The organism is Bacteriovorax sp. BAL6_X (assembly GCF_000443995.1).
Lineage (GTDB): Bacteria > Bdellovibrionota > Bacteriovoracia > Bacteriovoracales > Bacteriovoracaceae > Halobacteriovorax_A.
In genome coordinates, this window is the sequence record NZ_AUMC01000009.1 from 100,363 (window position 1) to 119,505 (window position 19,143).

17 protein-coding genes are annotated in these 19,143 nt (G+C 33.6%); 1 reads left to right on the forward strand and 16 read right to left on the reverse strand.

Annotation, left to right across the window (positions count from 1 at the left end):
- Positions 1-26: 26 nt before the first annotated feature.
- The 11 genes from M902_RS09195 to M902_RS09245 form a co-directional block, all read right to left on the reverse strand.
- On the reverse strand, positions 27-707 hold the full coding sequence (locus tag M902_RS09195) for a shikimate dehydrogenase substrate-binding domain protein (protein ID WP_021267649.1): 681 nt from the start codon (positions 705-707) through the stop codon (positions 27-29).
- Positions 700-1,620 (reverse strand): bifunctional riboflavin kinase/FAD synthetase, encoded by a 921-nt coding sequence (locus M902_RS09200; protein ID WP_021267503.1) that lies wholly within the window; start codon positions 1,618-1,620, stop codon positions 700-702. The genes M902_RS09195 and M902_RS09200 overlap by 8 nt, the downstream gene beginning before the upstream one ends.
- Positions 1,607-3,265: a BatD family protein gene (locus tag M902_RS09205; protein WP_021267469.1), complete on the reverse strand. Its 1,659-nt coding sequence runs from the start codon at positions 3,263-3,265 to the stop codon at positions 1,607-1,609. Before M902_RS09205 ends, M902_RS09200 begins: the two co-directional genes overlap by 14 nt.
- On the reverse strand, positions 3,265-4,911 hold the full coding sequence (locus M902_RS09210) for a VWA domain-containing protein (protein WP_198011890.1): 1,647 nt from the start codon (positions 4,909-4,911) through the stop codon (positions 3,265-3,267). Before M902_RS09210 ends, M902_RS09205 begins: the two co-directional genes overlap by 1 nt.
- Positions 4,912-5,057: 146 nt before the next feature.
- Positions 5,058-6,047 carry a VWA domain-containing protein gene (locus M902_RS09215; RefSeq protein ID WP_021267647.1) on the reverse strand — a complete coding sequence of 330 codons (990 nt, stop codon included), beginning with the start codon at positions 6,045-6,047 and terminating at the stop codon, positions 5,058-5,060.
- Positions 6,037-6,819, reverse strand: a complete 783-nt coding sequence (locus M902_RS09220; RefSeq protein WP_021267722.1) for a hypothetical protein — start codon at positions 6,817-6,819, stop codon at positions 6,037-6,039. Before M902_RS09220 ends, M902_RS09215 begins: the two co-directional genes overlap by 11 nt.
- A complete protein-coding gene (locus M902_RS09225) occupies positions 6,819-7,664 on the reverse strand; it encodes a DUF58 domain-containing protein (protein ID WP_021267619.1) in 846 nt (281 codons plus the stop codon). The genes M902_RS09220 and M902_RS09225 overlap by 1 nt, the downstream gene beginning before the upstream one ends.
- A gap of 1 nt (position 7,665) precedes the next feature.
- Positions 7,666-8,613, reverse strand: coding sequence for a MoxR family ATPase (locus M902_RS09230; protein ID WP_021267664.1), 948 nt, complete (start codon positions 8,611-8,613; stop codon positions 7,666-7,668).
- Positions 8,606-9,778, reverse strand: coding sequence for a class I SAM-dependent rRNA methyltransferase (locus M902_RS09235; protein WP_021267749.1), 1,173 nt, complete (start codon positions 9,776-9,778; stop codon positions 8,606-8,608). The genes M902_RS09230 and M902_RS09235 overlap by 8 nt, the downstream gene beginning before the upstream one ends.
- Positions 9,779-10,558, reverse strand: a complete 780-nt coding sequence (locus M902_RS09240) for a hypothetical protein (protein ID WP_021267501.1) — start codon at positions 10,556-10,558, stop codon at positions 9,779-9,781.
- Positions 10,559-10,598: 40 nt separating this feature from the next.
- Positions 10,599-11,900: an NFACT RNA binding domain-containing protein gene (locus tag M902_RS09245; RefSeq protein WP_021267665.1), complete on the reverse strand. Its 1,302-nt coding sequence runs from the start codon at positions 11,898-11,900 to the stop codon at positions 10,599-10,601.
- On the opposite strand from M902_RS09245, the gene M902_RS09250 reads away from it, so the two are divergent.
- Complete coding sequence (locus tag M902_RS09250) at positions 11,899-14,223, forward strand: Smr/MutS family protein (RefSeq protein ID WP_021267544.1); 2,325 nt, start codon at positions 11,899-11,901, stop codon at positions 14,221-14,223. The two genes, M902_RS09245 and M902_RS09250, sit on opposite strands and share 2 nt — an antisense overlap.
- Here the strand turns inward: M902_RS09250 and lepB are convergent.
- From lepB to M902_RS09275, 5 genes are all read right to left on the reverse strand, one after another.
- Complete coding sequence (gene lepB, locus M902_RS09255; RefSeq protein ID WP_021267472.1) at positions 14,213-14,938, reverse strand: signal peptidase I; 726 nt, start codon at positions 14,936-14,938, stop codon at positions 14,213-14,215. The genes M902_RS09250 and lepB overlap by 11 nt on opposite strands.
- Complete coding sequence (locus M902_RS09260) at positions 14,935-16,146, reverse strand: penicillin-binding transpeptidase domain-containing protein (RefSeq protein WP_021267446.1); 1,212 nt, start codon at positions 16,144-16,146, stop codon at positions 14,935-14,937. The genes lepB and M902_RS09260 overlap by 4 nt, the downstream gene beginning before the upstream one ends.
- Before the next feature lie 4 nt (positions 16,147-16,150).
- Positions 16,151-16,753, reverse strand: coding sequence for an RlmE family RNA methyltransferase (locus M902_RS09265; protein WP_021267437.1), 603 nt, complete (start codon positions 16,751-16,753; stop codon positions 16,151-16,153).
- Between the two features lie 454 nt (positions 16,754-17,207).
- Positions 17,208-17,369, reverse strand: a complete 162-nt coding sequence (locus M902_RS09270) for a hypothetical protein (RefSeq protein WP_156979796.1) — start codon at positions 17,367-17,369, stop codon at positions 17,208-17,210.
- Positions 17,370-17,507: 138 nt separating this feature from the next.
- Positions 17,508-18,929, reverse strand: coding sequence for a hypothetical protein (locus M902_RS09275; RefSeq protein ID WP_156979798.1), 1,422 nt, complete (start codon positions 18,927-18,929; stop codon positions 17,508-17,510).
- Positions 18,930-19,143 lie beyond the last annotated feature (214 nt).

A 19,143-nucleotide genomic window follows, 5' to 3' on the forward strand; every position in this document is an offset into this window, starting at 1 on the left:
TCTAATTATTTACTATTTGTTTACTATTATAACGTAAAGTTCCAAAATTTTTTTGCGGCTACTGCTTGTAGGTAAAGAAGTTCACTTCCGTCTACATAAGTGAGTTTATTACTCAGAAAAGACAGATGATATTCATGGGAATAGTTCATGTCCCAAAAAATTGAGTTTTTAGATAGTTCGGAATTAAAGTGAAATTGTCGTGCGCAACAATTAATAAACAGTGCCTTATCTAGATCAACAAACGAATCATATTTAACAGAATTAAGATCGCCATTCTTTCGTCTAGAGAATTGATGAAAAATGATATTTAGCTCTTTAAATAAAACTTTGAACATATTTGTCATAGCGCCATCACCCAGCATAACAACATCTCTTTGTTCATATGAGTTTTTGAGAATGATCTCTTTAGCGGCCAAATAGTCAGTATTTGTGCCAAAAAATTGTGTTCCATCATACTTAATGCAATTAATTGCACCAATTTCCTTTACGCTCTCTTCTAGTGAGACTTCGTTTAGAAAGTGTTTCTTATAGGGAGCTGTAATCGAAAGTCCTTGAAGACTAGAGAATATCTCTTTTAATTTTGGAATATTTTTTTCATCATCAATATCCAAAAGAGTGTATTTGACTTTACCATCATAGAGTTCATCATATATATCTGGTGACTTTGAATGTTGAATATTCTTTCCCAAAAGACCCAGCTTAAGCATTAAAATATTCTCGCGTCTTTTTCACATCTAATTTAATTTGTTCAATGAGTTCATTTACTGATGAAAACTTTTTTTCATCTCTTAATCTTTTAATAAATGATACCTCTAGTTCATTTCCATAAATATCATTATCAAAGTCTAGAATATGTGTTTCAACAAAAACATTATTTCCATCTGTAAATGTAGGATTGTGACCGATATTTGTTACTGAGTACCAAGTTGATTCACCAAATTTAGTTTTCGTAATATAGACACCATTTTTGGGGTAACGACGGTAGCGATCGAGGGCCAAATTAGCGGTTGGAATTCCAATCTGACGGCCACGGCCAGCACCTTTGATAACTCGACCTCTTATAAAATAATTTCGCCCTAAGTATTTACCAACACTCTCAACATCACCATTTGCCAGAGATTCACGTACAACAGTACTTGAGACCTTATCCCCTTCAACATCATAAGAGCAAAGTACATTTACTTCTGTCTTCTTTGATGAACAAAAGCTTTTAACAAATTCATGATTTCCTTTCTTTTGAGCTCCAAAGGCAAAGTCATGACCTAGATAAATTCTTTTCGGCTCTATATGATTGAAAATATATTCATTTAAGAATACTTCTGGCTCTTTCATTGAAAGGTCACGATTGAATTCAATCTCTAGTAGGTAATCAATATTTTGACTAGAAAGAAGCTCTCTTCTCTCCTCATAACTATTAATTAGATAATGCTCTTTTGGATTTAGAATCTCTATCGGATGTGGAGTAAATGTTATCACGACAAGTTTTAAGCCCGCATCATAGCATTCATTATAAATCTGATTAATGATTTTTTGATGGCCACGGTGAACACCATCAAAGTTACCGATAGTAACAGCAAAATTATCACATTTTATTTCGTTTAAGTTTTTAATTATTTTCATATTCTGCTCTAGCTAGTTCTTGCCAGTACTCTTTCTTATATTTAAGAGGCAACCTGGCCCCTTTATACTCATTTTTACCGGCGTTATCCACAAGGTCAAAAAAGTACTTTCTAGCTTCATCTGAAACTTTCATCCCCTTAATACGATCATTTAAGCTATCACCCTGTACACTAGGTGTAAATATTGTGATGTAGTGAAAAATATTTGAATAGTTAAATTCTTTTTTTAGATTCTTAAATGGATCTCTGTCAAAAAATTTAATATAAGGGAATGCCGTAATCACTAGTATTAAAACGATGACTCCCATTAGAGAATAATTGATAATATCCCATAAGTTTCTTTTACTAGAAGTAACAAATATTGGCGCCATTATATTTTCTGCAAGTATTGTTTTTTGTACAGTTGGTGAAACAGTTTGATTATTTTTTACAACTTCCTTTGTTTCACTAGAAGCAATATTTGATGCAGCACTACCTGAGCCGATAATAACCAGTGGGTCAACGATTAACTCTGTCGTTTCAAACTGACCTGAAATTGGATTAAATGTCGATAGTTCAATCTTTCTTTGAGATACAAACTCTGCTCTTTTTGCTAAGAACGTATAATCAAATACTTTATTCTTAATAAGCGGAGTTTGTTCAATCATTTCGGCCCGTGTCTCGAAAACTTCGAATGCGTCTGAATTGATTAATATAGGAGCATCAAATTTCTCAAGAGCTCCATCACCCCGAACTTCTAAACGAGCTTCTAATACGTCATTCACAACAACTTTACTTTTATTAAGGCTCAAACTAAAAGAGTGTTTACCAACGAGCCCAGTAAAAGATTTAGGCATATTTTCCATTGGAATTTGAAGGGCCTTAATTTTAATTCGTTCACTTCTAATTGTTTTTGATTTATAAGTTGAAGAGCTAAATGAAAACGACATCCCAAAGGCGTTTCCACGTCTATTTTTATAATCAGGGTGTTGAAAACGAATTTCAATAGGATCAATTGAAAGGTCTCCTGGCTTTTCAGGGTAAAGAACACTTTTGTATACAGGAATACGTTTATAGACGTCTCCCTGTACACTTACTCTTTCAACATTTGTCCTAGGTAACTCAAAACGTTTTAAAAAATTCTTTTGTACTGGAAATTTTACGAATTCAGGATTAGTTATTTCGCCCTTAAAATATACATAATAGATAAGATCAATCTTCTCTCCAACATATGCCTGCGTTTTATCTACCTCGGCCCTAACGAAGTAATCTTGCAAACGGGCCCTCTGACTCAAAATACGCACAGTTAAAGATCGGTGTTTGATAACTTCATTTCCAAAGTCTACTTTAATATCTCTAACTACAGCACTTCCCTTTTTTAATGCTCTAAGTTCATAGACATAATTATAAACTTTTTTCTGAATCATTTTACCGCCAGCAAAATACCCTTTCACCATCAGTCTACTCGCATCATTTGTGTTATCAGATACTATTTCTGCATTATTAAGCTTAAAGCTTACATAAGGCTCAGTTTCTCCCTGATACTCGAAATTGATTATTAGTTTGAACGAATCCTCTAACGCGACCTCAGATGAACTTAGTTTTGCAGTTATAGTTTGTGCGATAGAAGAAAATGTTAATAAAATTAAAATTATATACTTAAACATTACCAATCCTTACGATTATTATTTCCATCTGAAGTTGTGTCGATAAATTTCTTCTGTAGTTGTGAATCATCATTCATAATTTGCTTAAAGACTCCATTTGCTTTCCTCATACGCTTCTTCTTTTTGGCCTGATCTTCAAGTTCTTTCCACTGTTGCTGCTGAGTCTTTTTCTTATTCTTTTCATTTTTATCATTATTCTTTTCAGACTTATTTTGATCTTTCTTTTCATTACCTTTATCAGATTCTTTTTGATCTTTTTTATGATCTTCTTGACCCTTTTGTCCTTGCTTTTTTTGATCTTGATTACTATCTTTATTTTTTTGACCATCTTTCTTTTTCTGCTGTTGGTCTTGATTCTTGCTATCTTTATTATCCTTATTATCTTTACTCTTTTCTTGTTTCTTCTTATCTTGTTCTTGTTTCTTCTTATCCTGCTTCTGCTTTTGGAGAGCAAATTTAATTTGCTTTTTAACTGCATCTGCAAGCTCTTTATTGTCCGCATTTTTTTCCAAAATATACTTATAAAGATTAACTGCATCGACAAATTGATTATTTTTTAAGAGTGCTGTTGCATAATTAAACAGGTCAGTAGGTGCTTCATCTTCATAATTATTCAGTGTTTCACTATAGATCTCTGCTGCTTGTTTTTGGCCATCCTTTTGTTTTAAAAAAAGCTCTGCCAGCTTTAGCTTTTCATCTTTTGAAATTTTACCCGCTCTCATTTTATCAACGAGCATTTCTTGTTTTGGATCAACTTCTACTTCTTCTTGTGCTAAGGGACTGTTAGCAGGAACAATCAATAAACAAACTAAAATTATCATGACTATCGGTTTGAATGTCTTGAAACGCCCCAAAAAAACAGATAAAACATAAAGAAAAATACTGACAACAATTAGCCAATATCCTAGCACAGGCCTTGATCTCAATGTTCCTTTGGTGAAAGAGTTCAAATGAATATCTTTAAAGAACCCTAGAATTTCTTTAGTTGGCAAACTATATGATTCCACAAACCATACTTTTGCATATTTTGATTTATTAACGAGATCTTCAAAAAACTTTTTATTTAGCTTAGAAATAATTTCAACGCTGTTGAACTTTTTATAACCAAGAAAGTTTCCACGTTTTCCACGCCTAGGTATTTTTCCGCCCTCGTCTGTTCCAACACCTACGATTGCCAAACTTATTTCACTAGGAATATCAACCTCAATATTAGAGTGCTCTTCACCATCTGTGATTAGTAGAATATTTCCTTTTGAAAATCCATCACTTGTTTTAAAGAATTGGAATGCTTCCTTTAGCGCAAGACTAACATTTGACCCGCCTTCTGGTGCTGCACTCAACATTGTACCCAGGCGGGATTCTAATATATCGACATCATCCGTAAATGGTACTATTTTACGTTGAATATCAGAGAAAATACTTAAAGCAACTTGATGGCCATAAGCATTTTTAACAAAGTGCTTTGCAATAATAGCTGCCTTCGAAATTCGATTAGGTCTAATATCTTCAACTAGCATACTTAGAGAATTATCAATCAAGATTAGTGTACGTTGATTAGGAATATTTGATTCAACAAGTTCTTCGGGACCACGAAGATCTCCAAGAGAAAACGCGAAACCAAAAAAGGCTAAGGTATAACACAGCATTGATAATTTACTGATTGGTCTAGAATTAAAATTCCAAACCTGTTTAACTATTTTAAAAAAACGTTTTCTCAATAAGTATAAGAGTGAAATAAATATAGCAACCGATATAATAGAAATGATCAATAGCTTCGTATTAACAAAATCCATTATGCAACTTCCCTTAAGTATAAACGTCGAGTTCCCTCAACAAACATTAAAAGCAAAACACCGACAAGTAAAAACTTATAATAATCCTCTTGATAAATAATACGACCTTTAATCTCAAGCCCTTTTCTTTCGAGCTTATTAATCTCTGAAAGAACTTCATTTAAGGAGTCATTATCAGAAGCAACAAAATCTTTTCCACCTGATAGTTCTGCAATCTTTTGTAGAGTTTCAAAGTCCATACTTGCGCCAGGCATATTCTGGTACCGCTTTCTCCCAAAAGCATCACGACCAATTGGTAACTTCGCATCTGGATCACCACCGATACCAATCGTATAAATTTTTATTCCTAACTCTTTTGCTTTTTCTGCTGCTTGCATAGGAGACATTAGGCCAGCGTTAGCACTCCCATCAGTTAGTAAAACAATTGACTTATTTTCAGCAACACTCGTTTCTGATCTAGCGAGGGCGAGTCCAAGCGCATCACCTATATTTGTCCCCGAACCTAGAAATCCTATATTAATTTGTTCTACAGATTGTTCTACAAGCTTTAAGTCTGTAGTTACTGGAATTAAAGTAAATACCTTATCTCCAAACATGATTATACCGATACGATCAACTGGAGATAGTTCAACAAACTTCCTTATCTGACTTTTTGCAGCTTCTAAACGATTAGGAGGAAAGTCTTCCGCTAACATTGATCTAGACACATCAACAACAAAGTAAATATCGTTAATTTCTTTTTTTACGTTACTCTTCCCCATAGGAGTCTTTGGTCCCATTAAAGCAAAACTAATAAGCGCCCATGATAGAAATGAGATAAGAAATAAAATCCCTCTTAAAAATGATGGCCCAGACTTCAGGCTATATCGAGGAGGAAGGATTAGTTCTCCTTTTTTGAAGATTGCAAAAAAATCAATACACCAAAATAGAAAGCCTATAATTCCTACGATGAATAAATACTTATTGTGAAAGATATAATTACTTAACAATGATATTCTCCTTTGCACGATTATGGAGATCAGAAATTGTTATATCATCATCATGGGTCCAACTTCTCTTATATTGAAGCTCATTAATCTTATTTAAGTAGTCCTTAAAAAACTCTGCGTTTTCAAATATTTCTTCATAATTTATTTTTTTCGAATAGATATCCTCATGTTTTTCACGAGTATCAGCATTTTTAAATAGATCAATCTTTTCGGCCAAAACTCTTTTTGCACTCTGCTTTATATTGTAAACATGAAACCCATAAAATGAAGCCAAACATACAATTAGTAGTACTATTATATATATGACATACTCGACAAAAGATTTTTCCTCTTCTATTTTTTTATCAAACACTATGAAATCTTGTTGTGTAACTTGAGTATCTTGAAAATTGATACCAGAAAATGAAACACCTAGGGCCATACCACGATAGTCCCAAATTTTTGGAAAAGAATTCTTCGGTGTTGCAACTAAAACTCCACTAGCTTCAATGATATAGTACTGCGGATTTGTTTTTAAAAAATACTGTTTATTAATTTTTGATATCTTAACAATGTCAGCGAAGTCACGTGACATTAGATTATTGTTAATATCTTCATCAATTACATCTGTTATAGGATAAATTGTAAGTTTGAAATCACGAATTTCACCAACACTCCAAGCCTTTTCATCACCTTCAAGACTCAGTTCTACTTTAGTATCAAGAGCTTTCGCATTAAAAGTAAATATCATTAGAACTATTGAAAGCAGTGAATAAAAGAAATGTAGTCTCATTATAACATCTCCTTAACAAAATCTTCCAAGTAGCGATCTCCTACATTTATATCCTTTAGTCTGAACCCAAAATCTAAAGGTTCAACTTTACCTTTAAGTCTGGCATCTACTTTACCGCTTCCCTTCCCAGCAATACGTCCAATCACAGAGAAACGAAACTCATTTGAAGTATCAAGTGGACAAAGTAATCTAAAGGCATGAACATGTTTTCGTGCAGTTAGTCTCTTCAAGGTTTCCGGCGATAAGAACTCATAGAAGTCACTAAGGATAACAACTTCTCTTTTCTTATAAAATTCTCTTACTAACTCAGCATCAAACTTTTCAAAGTTGCGTTCTTTTTGAGAAACTAGATATTCTGTATCAATTTCTCCAACCGTATTTAAAACGTTAGACTTCCTTAGTGCATCAACAAATGCCACAAGCCCTGCTTCACCTCTTTTCTTTTGAACTCTTACAACACGATCATTCAAACAAATTATTGTTTCAATATAGTCATGAGTTTTTTCAGAGAGTAAGTAGAGTAATGAGATAATTTCAAAAGCAGCAGCTAGTTTTGACTTCCCATTGTGTCCGATAACCATTCCAGGGCTACAATCAAGTAATATTGTAATCTCAACATTTCTTTCTTCTTCAAATGTTTTGATATATGGCGTATTTGTTTTAGCGACCATTTTCCAATCAATAAAACGTACGTCATCACCATGAACATACACCTGATGTTCCTTAAACTTCAATCCCGTACCTCTGAAGTGAGATTTAAGCATACCAATGGAAAATGAGTTTGCTCTTTTGAACAAACTATTTTTCATATTTTGAACAATTTGATGTACTTCAAGTGTTTTCATATTAAATCAATTTCTGAGCAATCTTAACTGCTAAGTCCCTTGGGTTAATTCCATCAATAGATGCCTCATAAGTTAAAATAATTCTGTGTCCTAAAACAGAAGCAACTACTTTCATTACATCATCCGGCGTGACATAATCACGTTGGGCCATAAATGCGTTAAAACGTCCTAACTTTTGTAACCAGATAGCAGCACGAGGTGATGCTCCCGCTTGCACAAGTCCTTTAAAATCAGGAGAGAAGTGTTTGTCACCCGGTCTTGTTGCTCTTACTATCTTAATGATTAAATCCTTCATCTTGTCATCTACATAAACTTTATCAATCTCTGCACGTATTGAAAGAATATCATCAGTTGAAAGAATAGAGCTTAAATCTTGTTTAATATTCTCTAAATCTAGAATTGACTTCTCTGCTTCAAAATCAGGATAATTAACGCTTACTTTCATCATAAATCGATCAAGTTGTGCTTCTGGAAGAGGATAAGTTCCTTCTTGCTCAATAGGGTTCTGTGTTGCAAGTACAACAAATGGACTTGATAGCTTATGAGTAGAATCACCAATCGTTACTTGCTTTTCGGCCATGGCCTCTAATAGTGCTGATTGTACCTTGGCCGGTGATCTATTAATTTCATCGGCAAGTAAAAGTTGTGTAAAGATTGGGCCAAACTTAGTAGAAAATTCTTCTTTTTGTTGCGAATAAACCATTGTTCCGACAAGGTCAGATGGAAGTAGGTCTGGTGTAAACTGAACTCTTTTAAATGTTAAGTCACAAAGCTTACTCATTGTTGATACAGATAATGTTTTACCTAAACCAGGCATACCTTCAATAAGGAGATGTCCTTCACAGACTAATGCTGCAATAATACTATCTAGCATTTCGTCTTGACCATATACAATTCTCTTGGCCCTATCTAAAACACTATTAACCTTCTGTCTTGAATTATCAGTCATTTCTTTCCACCTTATAAGCTAAATATTTTATATAATTTGATTTTGAATCTAATCGACTAATAGGATGATCCAGGCCTTGAATACCTGTATCAATTAACCTAATTGTAAGGTCATTCTTCTGAGCAGCTTTAACAACACATTGATCTAATTCATTCATTGAGATATTTTGAGTGCATGATGCTGCCGCTAGAACTCCACCCTTATTAATCATTTTAAAAATACGAGTATATAATTTTTCGTAACCACTAAGTGCGGCTTTCTTATCTTTATAGCTCTTACTAAATGCTGGAGGATCACAAACGATTACATCATAGCTTGCACCTTCACTTACTTTTTCATCTAAAAACTTAAAGACGTCCTGACGCGTGAAACTCCCACGATTGCTAAAGTTATTAAGCTCAACATGATTGCTAACCACTTCTGCCATATTTGCTTGGTCAACAAACTCAACCTGTTCCACTCCAGCACGTAAGAGGTGCAATCCCCATGACCCCACATAAGTAAATAGATCTAGTCCTTTTTTATAGTTTTGCCCTGTTCTTTTAATAAGTTCTTCAAACTTTCTACGATTTTCACGGTGATCATAATAGTATCCCACCTTTTGCATCATCTCTCTTTTGATCTGATATTTAAAACCAGTTTCTTCAATTTCGATTAGCTCAGGTAGTTCATCACTTTCAAAAACCGGAAGTTCTTCGATATCACGATACTTCTTATTATCAAGAAGTATCACTTCTTTATCGAGAAGCTTTTGTATATGTGTCTTTATTTCATTTCGGTAAGTGTCCATTCCTGCAGTATTTATCTGAACAATGGCGCAGTTCTTATAGCCATCAAGTATCAGTCCAGGAAGTCCGTCTTCATCACCATAAATCAAACGAGCATCTTGTCCATAACCTATTTCAGAGCGATAGTTGATTGCATCTTCGATAGCTTTTGCCACATATTCCCAAGGTTCAAGTGATGATTTGAATATCGCAATATTCTTCTTCCGTGTTGAGTTTGGATTAACAAATCCAATATATTTATCTTTTAAATGACTAAAGCTACACCACTCCCCAGGACGATGTGAACGGAGTGAGTCTTCAATATCGTTTTCAGATAAATGGATCACTTTACTTTCAAAGTAAAGTCTAACTTTTTTATTAATTTCTATTTGTCTCATTTATAGACCTATAATCTTTTTGGCTTGCCCAGTATTGATTTGATAGTTTTGAATTTTCAAATCAAGTTTACCTAGCTCAACCTTCTTATCCCCTGTCACAACATATGACACAGCTTTGATATTACTTGGTAATCCGAATGTTCCAAATTTATCATAGTCAATTTCAATTTCTTTAATAACAGAAGAGGCACCCCTTCCCTCTGAAATAGAAATTTGAGAAATTACGCTTCTTCCTTTTGCCCATGACTTCTTGGCGTAAGAAAATGACGTTTTCGTATGTAACTGAGGACTACTTGATTCAATTTCTTTAATTTGTCCACTTGAGTATAGCTCAATACTTAAATCTAGTAGTTCTGCCTTATCTTTAACTCGAATGTAACGACTATTATTTTTTGGATCTTTTTTGAATGCACTCTGTTCAAGAGGTGTCGTTAAGTTTTTCGCTAACACCAACTCTACATACGGCTTAATTTTTGAGATTAAAGTTTGCTTTAATAAATCAAAACCCTTATCTGGTAATCCCTCAACTCTAATTCTAATATTACTTGGATAAACCCAATATACGCGATAGTAAACATCATCTGGTTCTAAGGCCGTATTTGACCTTACGTATTTTTCTAAGTTTGGCTCACGAATATCAAAAAACAGGTCCTGTATTTGTCCTTCTAATGGAGTATACGTTCTTAACTTGTGATCGTTAAAAATATTACTATTATTAGAAAAAACAGATGAAACAGAAAGCAATAAAACAATAATTAGAGATAAGTTAAATTTCAGCATATTATGTCCTTTTAACTTATTTTAAAAGGGACATAGACCATTACCAACTAGTTGAAATTATTTCCTTCCAATTGACTTTAGGGAGAATCAAATGCTTCTCTTTCTTATAAATGACTTTTCCAGCAGCTCCCTTTACTCCTTTGAGATTTTCTACTTGAGTAAAAATAACAGGTATTTGATCAGCGTTAAATTCACTATAATCGGCCAATATTGAGGCTACAACACTGTATTTATCGAAGTCAAAGACATCTAAATTTTTTGCAATAACGTGAGCACTCTTATCGCCATCGAGATGAAACCAAATATCGCCTTTAGTTGACCATTTACTACGGATATAATCATTTCCTTTTGTATTTAGGCCAACAGCAATTGAGATATTATTCCATCTAAAGATTGAGTGATCATCTGACTTATTCACTTCAGTACTCTTTTGAGCTACCTTTTTCCAAACAGGCACATTAATCTTTTCTTTAACAAATACGACTTTCTTAGACTCTATTTCTTTAATGACATCCTCAAGACGTTTCTCAAGAAACTCTTCACCCTTTCTAAGTTTTTTTATTTTAGTAAAGATTACATTTTTCTTTTGATAATAACTAAGGCCATAATCAAATCTTGCCTTAAGACTCTTATACTTGAAGATATGTTCGCTCAAATCTAATTCATCATTGATTAGTTTTTTTTCTATTTCATGTCTGACTTGGCAATTTTCTAAATCTTTTTCAATAAACTTCTTTTTTCTCATCAACTTCTTATTATAAGTTGTCTCAGCTTTTTTATTGAATACTTCAATTTCTTCTAAAACGAGTTTCTTCTCATTAATATCTTTATTATCTAGCTGCTTGCGACCTAGTTCATTAAAAATATCGAAGAAATTTTCAAACTCAAATATCTGTTTTTTATTTGATTGCCAAGGGGAGAAATGAAGCCTTCTCCCTTCATTTAGATATATATAAGAGAAGAAGAGTTGACGTCCTTTCCAAAAGAGCAAGAGATTACTCTTGTCAGAGAACTTTAAATTTAAGCATTTATCTTTCGTGTCGACTTCAATCTCACTTAAACGTGCGTTTCTAATATTTGATCTTAAAAACTCTAAAAACTGATCCCTAGTTATTCGATATTCAGAAGGTATGGATGCAATTGAGTCCCAAATTCCACAATGCTCTCCGCCTCTTCCCAATGTAATACAAAGATTCTTACCTCTGAGTCTCAGCTGTAATAAAACAAGCTTTCCAGAGGAAAATATTTTTTGAATTTTTGGGTTTGTCGACATACCGTTTTCAAATAATTGCGCATTAATTTTATCGACATTTCGCCCTAGCTCTGAGAAATTTAAATTCATGAATAATCCAACAATTTTGTCACAAACACTGAGTAATATTGACTGGAGCAAGATTGCTTCTGAAATTATCACCCATGCAAGGTTTCAGGTTAATAAGAATATTATAGAACATAATCCAAAGATATTCGAATCTGAACAACTAAACGAACATTTTTATGACTTAAACGAGATTATTAGGAAAATTGACGAAACAGGGAATCTTGGTGATTTCTTCTTTAGCAATTTGAGAGATAGTGATGAGAACCACAATGCCTTAAATTATATTGCAAAAGGTGGCGTCGCAACATTAGATCAGCTTAATTTCTTAGCTAATACGATCGAAAATCTTTTTTCAACTAAACGAGTCTTAAACTTTGGCCACTATCTAGCTTTCCTAGATGAATTAGTTAATAAAACACAGAGGCTTAAGCAAAAATTTATTAATCCATTTAGAAAGTTTGTGGATGCTGATGGAAGTGTTCACCTTGAAAAACACCCTATCATTGCGCCTCTTATTCAAGAGCAAATAAGTCTAGAAAGAAGAATTCGTGAAACTATTAACTTTATTTTAAAAGACGAAGATATTTCAAAACGTCTTCAAATGGACACTTTTGATATTATTAATGAAAGATTTGTCATTCCTATTAGAAGCGATTCTTATCGAAGTGACTTAGGTAGTATTGTAGCAAGATCATCAACAGGTAACACACTCTTTGTTGAACCTGTTGCAACAAGGAAAATGTCAAACGAGCTAATCGAAATTAACTCAAAGATTGATTACGCAATTTCTCAAATTTGCAAAGGTTATTGCGATCTGATCAATAATGATCTTACGACAATGCGTGCTGTTTACTCATTCTTTATCGAGCTAGACTATACATATACATTAGCTAGTTATTCACATACTAAGGATTTCTGCTCCCCAGAGGTTAGCCAAGATGGAACGACTAGCTTAGTGGACTTCTACCATCCCCTTATTGAAAACTGTGTTCGAAATACGATTGAAGTTGAAAGTAAAATGAGGGGGATTATCATCTCAGGGCCAAACACAGGGGGGAAAACTGTTTCCATTAAAAGTATTGTTATTGCGCACCTATTTTTAAAGCTTGGATTATTTATTCCAGCGCAAAAAGCGAAGCTACAGTACAAAAGCGATGTGTTTTATTTTGATAGTGACTATCAAGACTTAGAAATGGGTTTAAGTTCATTTGCGGGAGAAGTTCAAGTTATACTATCAATGCTTGAGAATATCCAAAATGATTCACTTATTGCAGCGGATGAAATCTTTAATTCGACATCATCAGATGAAGCATCATCGCTGGCCTACTCAATTATTAACTATGTCACTAAAGAGCTGGGTTGTGACGTTTTAATTTCAACTCACCACCAACTCTTAAAAACAAAGATACAAGAGAGTAAAGAATTTATTTCTGCCCATGTAGGCTATGACTTTGACAATAATATTCCTACTTACAAGCTAATCATTGGAACTCCGGGTTCATCGATGGCACTGGAAATCTTTAATCGCTTAAGTAAGAAGCATAATATACCTGCATTCATATTAGATGATGCAAAAAAGATGCTTGATACAAAATATGTAACCTACGAAAGACTTCTACAAGACCTTTCCAAGAAACAAGAAAGAATCAATAAAACACTTAAAGAAAATATACAGCTTAATCACGAACTCAAAAATCAAAAAAAATCTCAAGAAGGTATTCTCTTTCTAGAGAAACAAAGGGCCTATGATCAATATGAGAAAGAAATTAAAAAAATTATCAAAGGTCTTAATGATGTCAAAACCAAAAGTTTAAGTAATGAGATATCTTCTCTAAATAAACAATATGAAAGGCTCAAGCCCAGTAAAATTGAAAAACCCAAAGAGGAAAGGCAAGTTGCTTCAGAGATAAAAGTAGGTTCACGTTATTTTTGTGATCGTTTAAACACGACTTGCGTTGTCTCTGAAATTAAGGGCAAGAATTGTACTGTCGAAGTAAATGGTAAAAAGATTTCTGTACCAAAGACATCCCTCTTTGATCAACAAGGTATCAATAATAAAAAGCCTCAAAAGTCCAAAAAAATTGAAATTAATGTTTTCAAAACAATTAACTATACTACCGAAGTTAATTGTCGTGGTATGCGCTTAAATGAATTTCAGCAAAAGGTTTTCTCTTGTATAGACGATCTTAGAATGGGCCATATTCCATATTTAATTATTGTCCACGGACATGGAGATGGAACTTTAAAGAAGTGGCTTAGAAATGAACTTAGAAGACAGCGAGATTTAAGTTGGTCACCGGACGAAGGTAACGATGGGGCAACACGTATTGATCTTACTCAATAGTCTTAAAGATACGTTCTGACTTTATATTCATCTGACCAGTATAACTATCTTGCATCATTGAAAACCAAACAAAGAACGCACGGCCTCTGATATTTTCAAATGGGACAAATCCCCACGCTCGTGAGTCAGAAGAATTATCGCGGTTATCACCCATTACAAAGTAGTGACCTTCTGGAATTTTTGTCAGTGGATAATTAAGCTTATATATATTATCCATATCTTTTTTCACAACAAATTTTTTGTCCTTCATTGTTGTTTCAAGGTAGTCATAATTATCATTATATTTAGTTGCTATAAGTTTTTCGGTAAGCTCCTTACCATTAATATAGATCTTCTTATTCTTAATTTCTATGCTTTCACCAGGTAGGCCAATTACTCGCTTTATATAATTAATTTTAGGATCATTTGGATACTTGAAAACGATTATATCCCCACGTTGAACATCATTAGTTCTTAGCAAATAGAAAGGATTTGAATTTATTCCACCTAAGGCAATATCAGAGAAAGGAAGCTTAAATCCATAACTAAATTTTTCAACTAGAATAAAGTCCCCTATTTCTAATGTTGGAATCATTGATCCAGATGGGATTCGGTAAGGTTCATAGAAAGAAGATCTGAAAGTGAGAAGAAATAAGATAATTAAAAATGAATCGCGACACATCTTAAGAAAGCTTTTCTTACGACTTGCAATTTTCTCTTCTAATATATCACTCACTTAATTCCTCGGTAGTATTTTGAAATAATCTCTTGTGCTAACTTAGTTGATTTAACATACCACTTTTCGTAGTTGATAATCATAATACACACAGAGATACCCTTATCGTCTAAATTCTTTTTAGGTTTAGCATAAGAAGTAAACCAATCTCTTTTACCAAATGGAAAGCCCCCAGTAATAGATCCTGTTTTACCTCCAATTTCAAGCTTATTAGAGATTCGTCTGCTCATATATCTTCTAAATGTTCTTCTTGCTGTACCTCGTTTAATCGTCCCCTGCATTAACTCAGCGAGCTCCTTTGCTGTCTCTAGACCGATGACTTGTTCTTTTCGAACTTCATTTTCCCAAACCGTCTGGTTTTGCTCATCAACAAGGTTCGTTGCAAGGCGAGGATATTGAAGAACTCCCCCATTAGCGACTACACTTGATAAAACCGCACAGTGAACAGGTGAAATCTGAGTTCGCTTATTAAAGCCAGAAGCAATCTCGGCCATGGCATAATCTGTCTGAGGAATTTCAAAAGTAGACTTAGCTAAATCAATCTCTTTCATCAAGCTATCATTAAAACCAAGTCTTTTGGCCATATCCTCAAGCTCTTCCGGAGTTGTATTATTAATTGCGGCCTTTCCAAAGATAACATTATTAGAATAAGCAAATGCCCTATCAAATGAAGTCGTTCTCTGCCAACGAGTTTTCTTATTTTTCAACTGATACTTGTATAAAGTCGTTCCACGACCACGATATTTAAATTTGTCGTGAATATCAAAGTCTTCATTATTGATCAGGTCAGCACTCGTTACAATTTTAAATACACTTGCAGCAGGATGCGTACCAGTAAAAGGGAGAAGATAATCAAATACCTTCCCTTGACGTGTAAATCCAATACTAACAAGAAGATTGCCATTATTATTATCCATAACAACTACTGCTGCCTTGTCTGGACGATAGTAACGAAGACGCTTCCTTACAAAGCTTTCTAATTTAGGATCTGTTGAATAATTAACCTTATAAGAATTAGAATTATGTGAAATTGTTTGTTTGAATGGAGTTTTAGGATCTAAAAGCTGGCTCGAAAGGTAGTGCCTCAATTGTTGATTATCGATGACACTTGCCTTTGGCTTAACTTCTATTTTCTTTTGCTCATCTTTTCCTACTAAAAAATATCCTATTAAAGCGAGCGGAGCTAAAACTAATAAATACTTATACAAAAACCTATACTTGAACACCTTTATAGCCCTTACCAATCACAAAGAACTCCTTACTTACCGAACGTGTTGATTTCGGTTTAAGAAAATGGAATTCTTTAAAAATACTTCTTTGTGATTTTAGAAAGACTTGGGCCTCATGGCCATCAAATACTTTAATTACGAAGTTTCCATCCTTTCTTAAGAATACATCTAAATGTGCAAAAACTTGTTCTATTAAATTTAAACTTCTAAGTTGATCAACAGAGCGTACACCAGTTGTATTAGGGGCCATATCAGATATAACGACATCAAATTTACGATCGAATTCAAGTTCTTCGACAGTCGTTACATCGAAAATAGACTTCTCAAACAGCCTTACGTTTTTCACTCCCAAAAGTTTTTTATTGACTGGTTTAATATCGATACCAACCGCAAAACCCTCCGGCCCAATCTTCTTGCTTGTATACTGCATCCACGAACCAGGATAGTAGCCAAGATCAAGTACATTATTACCCTTTTCGATAACCTTATACTTCTTATCAATCTCTTCTAGCTTATAAATTGAGCGGGCCAGAAAATTCTCTTTCTTGGCCTTATTGTAATAATAATCTTTAACTTTAAACGTCATTAACTAAACCTTATATAAAACATTAGACTAACATTATTCAAAAAACTGAAAAAGTCGTTTTTTGTAAGTAGCCGACATTTTTCTTACATCTGAGCTCGAAAAAAAAATTTCTTTTGTGAAAAAACTTATTGACTCAGGTTTTTTACTAACATTATTAACAGAGTTATCCACACTTGACCATAATGCTTGGTTATTTTTCATTAAATTAACTTTTACTAATGAATTCCCTTATTTTCAACACTTTACCATTCATGTTGCAATGTGATGACAGGTTTTGACAGGTCGCAAGTAAACTTACCAACAAAAAATAGCAACTTATCCACATATGCACATTTCAAAGTGCTTTTGAAGCTTGTCAATAATATTTTTCGAATAATTGAAGTAAGATTTAGAGGGATGGATTTCCCTTATGCACAAAGCACAACAATAGTTATTTCAACAAGGTAGAAGAGGTTTACTCGGAAGTAACCATAAATTCTAATTCACTACTACTTGCCAGAATCGCACCATATTCTTCACCATCATCATAAGTAAATGAACTAGCAATCAGCTTGATACTGCTATCAGCTGGATCGACAAATACAAATGGATGGGAAGTGGTTGCGTCTTTACGCATTTTGTAGGAATCAGAAAACTCTTCGAACAATTGTCTTGTTATATGAGACTTAAACAGATGAAACTCCCTTTCATCGTTAACGTTAATTTAATTATAGTTTAATTCTCATATAAATAAATAAATTTAAGTCTTAGGAAATTAGTCAATTGCTCCAATCGTTCTAAGTAAAATCTTAACTCGGCCTTCAAAGTGTGAATCTAGCAGACATATAATAATATAGACTGCGTAGATCATATTCCTAGAGCTTCTAAGTCCTCTAATCTTTTGAAAGATTACTTCTATAAGTAGGACACTGAAGAAAGCTAAAAGCCATAGAATCGAAAAGTCCTGAAAGGTTCTTGAACTAAATAGCAGATCAATCAGGAGTAAGCATAGAATTGAGATAGCGACCTTAATTGAAGAGTCATGTGAAATATTTAATACCTTATGCTTCTCACTACGAGTTTGGGCAAGAATCTTATACATAAAAATAACTAGACCAAAAAAAGACAGGACAAAGAATGACTTACGTGAAACCAGTCTAGAAATTTCTGAAGAAATAATATTTACACTTTCAATCATCTCAACAGAGATTGTACTAGTAGATAAGAAAAAGAGAGATGTCGATAAGAAAACTCCAAGAAGCGTGTACTTAAAAAACTGTCTCTTATACCAAGCTGTTTCCTCTTTAAAAAAGACAAAATGAATCAATAATAGTTGGACAACTAGCAGGATAATATTGGATTTATCAATTACTGTCCCCCACGCACCTAGGAGCCCTATAAAAAGCCCTGATCGGTACGTAGAACTCTTAGTTGACCAAAGGGTAGACCATACCCATACCACTGAGAAAGTCGTTAAAAGAGTAAAACCGTAATTATTGGCCAATATCTTTGAGAATGACCACGAAGAAACTAATGCAAAGACACCTAAAAGTGACAATCTTCTTGAAACAAAATTTCGAAGAAGTGCATAGAATGTCATTAGAAATAACGACATCGTCACATAGTAGAAGTGAATCGACCATGAAAGGTTTAAGAGCTTCGGGTACTTACTAAATGGAATATAATTAATTGATATAAAATTCCAGAATGCCCCAGACACTCTTTCACTTGGATCAAAAAAAAGTCTTAAAGAACTTGTTGAAAATAAATTTGGTAATTGTGGTAGCGAAGTAAAGAACATGACGACTGTTAAAAAAAGTACCGTTTTTTCAAATTTATCTAAGTAGCGATATTCATGAAAATTCGTTGATACTGACTCTTTAATAATTTTTCCTCTTGTAGGCCAAGAGTAAAACAGCCCCATTACAACCCAAGTTACCCAAAAAATATTATAACTCCACTTATGTGGTAGTAAGCTTAATAGATTGAAGTAGATCGCCATGAAGAACATCCCCATGAATAGTCGATACACAACTCTATCGATGGAGGAATTTACTTTAAAATAAATCTTAAATCGATGATCAATTTCTTTTCCAAGTAGAAACCACTGGGAAACAATAAACATTGAAAAGAAAATCATTGCGATGATTTGCCAAATCGGTGCAAGATTAACTTCCTTTTGCAGATAAATTGGCAATAATAAGAATGTAAAATATGTAACTAGTCGAAAAAACAAGAATTTTGCCTTTTCAATGTAAATATCCGACTTTTTCTCTAAAGTTTTCACCATAATACCCGATAAATTTAGTACAAAATCCCAATCCCAAAAAAATTACTTTCTCGAAAAGTACCCGCCCACAAGGCGGGTTTTTTATTTTCAGGGATTTATCTATTATAGCCCCTAAAACATC

Coding starts and splice junctions, on each gene's coding strand:
- M902_RS09225 (WP_021267619.1), bottom strand. CDS start 7,664: ATGAAAACACTTGAAGTACATCAAATTGTTCAAAATATGAAAAATAGT.
- M902_RS09200 (WP_021267503.1), bottom strand. CDS start 1,620: ATGAAAATAATTAAAAACTTAAACGAAATAAAATGTGATAATTTTGCT.
- M902_RS09205 (WP_021267469.1), bottom strand. CDS start 3,265: ATGTTTAAGTATATAATTTTAATTTTATTAACATTTTCTTCTATCGCA.
- M902_RS09250 (WP_021267544.1), top strand. CDS start 11,899: ATGAATAATCCAACAATTTTGTCACAAACACTGAGTAATATTGACTGG.
- M902_RS09235 (WP_021267749.1), bottom strand. CDS start 9,778: ATGAGACAAATAGAAATTAATAAAAAAGTTAGACTTTACTTTGAAAGT.
- M902_RS09220 (WP_021267722.1), bottom strand. CDS start 6,819: ATGAGACTACATTTCTTTTATTCACTGCTTTCAATAGTTCTAATGATA.
- M902_RS09245 (WP_021267665.1), bottom strand. CDS start 11,900: ATGAATTTAAATTTCTCAGAGCTAGGGCGAAATGTCGATAAAATTAAT.
- M902_RS09210 (WP_198011890.1), bottom strand. CDS start 4,911: ATGCTGTGTTATACCTTAGCCTTTTTTGGTTTCGCGTTTTCTCTTGGA.
- M902_RS09240 (WP_021267501.1), bottom strand. CDS start 10,558: ATGCTGAAATTTAACTTATCTCTAATTATTGTTTTATTGCTTTCTGTT.
- M902_RS09265 (WP_021267437.1), bottom strand. CDS start 16,753: ATGACGTTTAAAGTTAAAGATTATTATTACAATAAGGCCAAGAAAGAG.
- M902_RS09230 (WP_021267664.1), bottom strand. CDS start 8,613: ATGACTGATAATTCAAGACAGAAGGTTAATAGTGTTTTAGATAGGGCC.
- M902_RS09270 (WP_156979796.1), bottom strand. CDS start 17,369: ATGCGTAAAGACGCAACCACTTCCCATCCATTTGTATTTGTCGATCCA.
- M902_RS09195 (WP_021267649.1), bottom strand. CDS start 707: ATGCTTAAGCTGGGTCTTTTGGGAAAGAATATTCAACATTCAAAGTCA.